Raw genomic sequence first — 4,037 nt, forward strand, 5'->3', positions numbered from 1 at the left:
AAAGGATTGTATCCTTTGCTCCTGCAATAATGAGACTTAATACATCACGGCCATCATTGTCCGTACCTAAGAAATGCTTGGAAGAAGGAGGAAAAGGAGCCTTTTCAAATTGTCCGTCTAGCTTCACTATGCGGTTGATCTGAAGACCTTCCTGTACAAAGGGCAGGTGAGGGACTAAAAACGTCACGAGTAAAAAAAGACTTAAGAGGACAGTGCCAATAATTAAATACCAATTTTTCAAATGAACACCCTCCTATCTAGGATCAATCACCCTGCTAACAAGCTGACTGGTTATTTGGACAATCAAGACAATGACCAAAAAGCAAATTCCAAATCCAATAACTACGCTTGGCTCATAAAGTGTTTCTCTTCCTATGAAAATACTTGATTTAAAATCGAGCGCCAGCCACAACCGATATGCCGCACCCTTATAATCCAGGAGATACTCGACGAATAGAAGATTAGACAAAATGTAAATGACCATTGAGGGAGTGCTATTAAGGATTGGATTAGCACAATTTTTCAGGATATGCTTCAGAATAATTGCATTTTGATTAAAACCTTTTGATTTCGCTACCTGAACATATTGCTGTACCGCCTCACCAGCGATCGCGGCAGATGTGATTCTGCTGATGTACATAGATGGATAGATTGAGACTAATAGAGAAGGGATGATGAAGTTATACCAGTATTCATGGCCGAATATATCGATCCAATTGAAATAAAAGATGATCACCCATTGCACACTGAGAATCATGAAAAAGTCTGGATTGGACAAAAACAGCCAGGTTGTCCCGTTCCCAAAAATGTTGGCGGGCTTATGGGTTTTCTTGAAATCAAATATACCCTTAGCAATTCCAGTAACTAAACTGAGGAAGAATGCTGTGATGATGATTTTCAAACTCCTCGGAAAATAGATCGCGATTTCCTCTTCAACAGGTTTATGATACCTTGTTTTCCCCATTGTTTTTTCATTCAACATCCCATTGTAGAAGCCCGTAAGATTCTCTTTATATACCTGCCATGAAAATTCATAAGAATAAACCACTGTTACCGCTCTGCCTTTACCAGTCACCATCGCATCCCTTGGAAATAGTGCGATTAAAATTAAACAGGTACTAACCATTAGAAAAAAGAGAATTTTACTTGTTATCTGTGTCAAGATGATCCCCCTAATGTTTTCTCTATGAAATTAAATTATTATTTTTCAATTTATTTAAGGAATAGCGAAAAAAGTACCATTAGTTTTTGGCATTATTAATATCAGTTTCCTTTAGAACAGGGCTAGGTGGGAAAAGGGAACCCGCAGCTGTGAAGCATAAAAAAGAGGATGAGCGGAAAATGCTCATCCTCTTTTTTACCATTCCTTTGGTTCATAATCCAGTTCGCTGAATAACTGTTTCTTTTCTTTCTTCGACAGGTCGCGCCATTGTCCAATCTGAAGATTACCAAGGTGAATATTCATGATCCGGATGCGCTGAAGCCTGTATACTTCATAGCCTAAAGCTTCACACATGCGGCGGATTTGCCTGTTCAATCCCTGGGTCAGCGTTATGTTGAATTCGTATCTCGAAAGCTGGACAATTTTACAAGGCAGAGTTTTCGTTCCTAAAATCCTCACGCCTTCTGACATCGCTTTAACGAATTCAGGCGTGATAGGTTTGTCTACTGAAACGATGTATTCCTTTTCATGCCTGTTTTCAGCACGCAGGATTTCATTCACGATATCGCCGTCATTCGTCAGAAGGATTAAGCCCTCAGAGTCTTTATCTAAGCGGCCGATATTAAAAATTCGCAGGGGGTGATTGACTAAGTCGATAATATTTCCTTTTACATGTTTCTCGGTCGTACTCGTGATGCCAACAGGTTTATTCAGGGCTATATAAACGTAGTTTTGGGCCATCCTGATTTGCTCGCCGTTCACTCTCACATCATCCCCAGGATCTACCTGGCTGCCGATTTTAGCAACCTTCCCGTTAATTGTCACGCGGCCTTCTTCAATCAGCCTGTCAGCACCGCGCCTGGACGTCTTTCCTGATTCACTTATGAATTTATTGATACGCAGCTTAATCCCATCCTTAAATCTGAATTATATATCCTTAAGAATATGCCACTGCGTGGTTAAATTCAAGCAATTGATAATCCGAATGATATCTGGGCACCAGGGATTTTTTTTCGTGCCGTTCGTGCAGACCATCTAATTACCCAACATCTTATAGTCCCTCATTTGCCCGTGCATGCATACCTTACTAAAAACTGAAGGTGTGTGCTGGGATGAATGATGAACGATTGGATGGAATTACACTGCCAAAGGATGTGCGTCCTCATAATGATGCCAATATCGAATGGTGGTACTTTTTCGCTCATCTTAAAGGTGACAGGGGTGGGAGATATGCAGTTATGGCCTCTTTTTTCCGTGTCGGCGAGCTTGAAATTGGCAAAGGGCATTATATCATCCATACATTGATTGATTTAAATAGGAAAAAACGATTCAATTTTTCGGGTATCGATTGGAAATTGAAAATGGGTATGCTGGCAATTTATCTGCCATTCCACCTGCTGCTCCACCCGACTGATTATAGAATGTGGAAGCTGTATAAATGCCTATTAAAGGGTGATATTCCTTCACCTCATACTCTGATTAAAAATACTACTATCATAGAAAATCCGACTGATTTGAATTATGGCAGCCATAAACTTACCTTCAAGGGGGAAACCGAGGACGCTTTTGACGTTTTTTTAAAAGAAAGAGATTCAGAGGTACAGCTTGAATTCACCCCTCTGAAGCCAGTTGGGTTAATTGGCGGCGACGGGAAACCGGATGATCTGTACTACTATTCTTTTACCCGGAACAAGGTCCAGGGAATAATAAAAACGGACAATGGAACAGAAACGGTGAAAGGCCAAGGCTGGTTCGACCATCAATGGGGCAGGGATTATTCATTGGCAAAAGGGTCAGGATGGAATTGGTTTGGGATTCAGCTTAGCGATGGCCGCGATTTACTTTTAAATGAAATGACCTCAGGCAAACCTGATTCTTCGATGGCGAATATAGTAGAAAAGAATGGTACCATCCGGTTCACGAGGGATATAACTTTTAAGAAAATAAAATACTGGAAAAGTTTAAAAACCAATGCCAGATATCCAGTAGAATGGCAGATAAGTATACCGGAGTTTGCGATTGAACTGCACATTGAAGCAGTCTTTCCAAACCAGGAGATGCCAATCATCGGGCCCATCAAGGGAATTTGGGAGGGGACGTGCAGAGCAGAAGGGATTGAAATTCTTCCTAGTGGTAATAGAAAAGAATTGGAAGGTATAGGATTTATGGAACTGGTAGGATATGCGTAAGGCAAGGAAGTCACACCCCAGCTCAAATCGATCTGGGGTATTAACTATTGATCTCGTTCTTCGCTGGCTGGTTTTGATGAAAAAAATTAATCCAGCACAAAAAGGATTAAATAGGCTCCAAATGGTCTAAATAAAGATAGGAAAGAGTGGGTAACCGAGGAGCTGGATTGTTTGGTACGGAAAATAGTGTTAAGGATTAGGGAAAGCATATGGCTGTTGCCAGGCATTTATAGTATTTTTGCTTTTTTACTCGCGCTGCTTGTCATCTATATCGACCATAATGAGCTGGCTGAAGGGATTGTTCCTTCGTTCTTGATGACAAGTATTGATTTAGCCCAGACAATCCTGGGCTCAATTTCTGCTGCTTTATTGACGATGACGACGATTACTTTTTCAACCATTATGGTCGTTTTAACTACTTATTCATCACAGTTTTCTCCGAGAACACTCAATAACTTTGTTGAGGACCCTGTCACAATGAGGGTGCTGGGTATTTTCATGGGCGGCTTTGTCTATTCGACCCTGTCGCTCTTGTTCATGAGCGAGTCCTGGTATAAAAACGATGTGATTTCGGCGACTGTCGGCGTGTTCCTTGCGTTTATCTGTCTGGCATTTTTTGCATATTTCATACATAACGTGGCCACCTCCATCCAGGTCAGCAAGCTGATCCGTGAAATAACGTATGG

The 4,037-nt window shown here is 41.1% G+C and carries 4 protein-coding genes and 1 pseudogene; 2 read left to right on the forward strand and 3 right to left on the reverse strand.

Annotated elements, in window-relative coordinates:
* The 3 genes and pseudogenes from WB217_RS15105 to rluF all read right to left on the reverse strand — a co-directional run.
* Window positions 1-241 (reverse strand): annotated as a pseudogene (locus WB217_RS15105) (ABC transporter permease); the annotation flags it as partial.
* Between the two features lie 12 nt (window positions 242-253).
* Window positions 254-1,162: an ABC transporter permease subunit gene (locus WB217_RS15110; RefSeq protein ID WP_423994066.1), complete on the reverse strand. Its 909-nt coding sequence runs from the start codon at window positions 1,160-1,162 to the stop codon at window positions 254-256.
* A 195-nt stretch (window positions 1,163-1,357) separates the two neighbouring features.
* Window positions 1,358-2,065 (reverse strand): 23S rRNA pseudouridine(2604) synthase RluF, encoded by a 708-nt coding sequence (gene rluF, locus WB217_RS15115; RefSeq protein ID WP_423994069.1) that lies wholly within the window; start codon window positions 2,063-2,065, stop codon window positions 1,358-1,360.
* A gap of 209 nt (window positions 2,066-2,274) precedes the next feature.
* Here rluF and WB217_RS15120 point away from each other — a divergent pair, with 209 nt between their 5' ends.
* Together WB217_RS15120 and WB217_RS15125 are read left to right on the forward strand one after the other, a co-directional pair.
* Window positions 2,275-3,351 carry a lipocalin family protein gene (locus WB217_RS15120; RefSeq protein ID WP_423994067.1) on the forward strand — a complete coding sequence of 359 codons (1,077 nt, stop codon included), beginning with the start codon at window positions 2,275-2,277 and terminating at the stop codon, window positions 3,349-3,351.
* A 171-nt stretch (window positions 3,352-3,522) separates the two neighbouring features.
* Window positions 3,523-4,037 (forward strand): DUF2254 family protein (locus WB217_RS15125; protein WP_423994068.1); only part of this gene is annotated, 515 nt, incomplete at its 3' end.

It is taken from the genome of Mesobacillus sp. (assembly GCF_049588175.1).
Lineage (GTDB): Bacteria > Bacillota > Bacilli > Bacillales > Cytobacillaceae > Mesobacillus.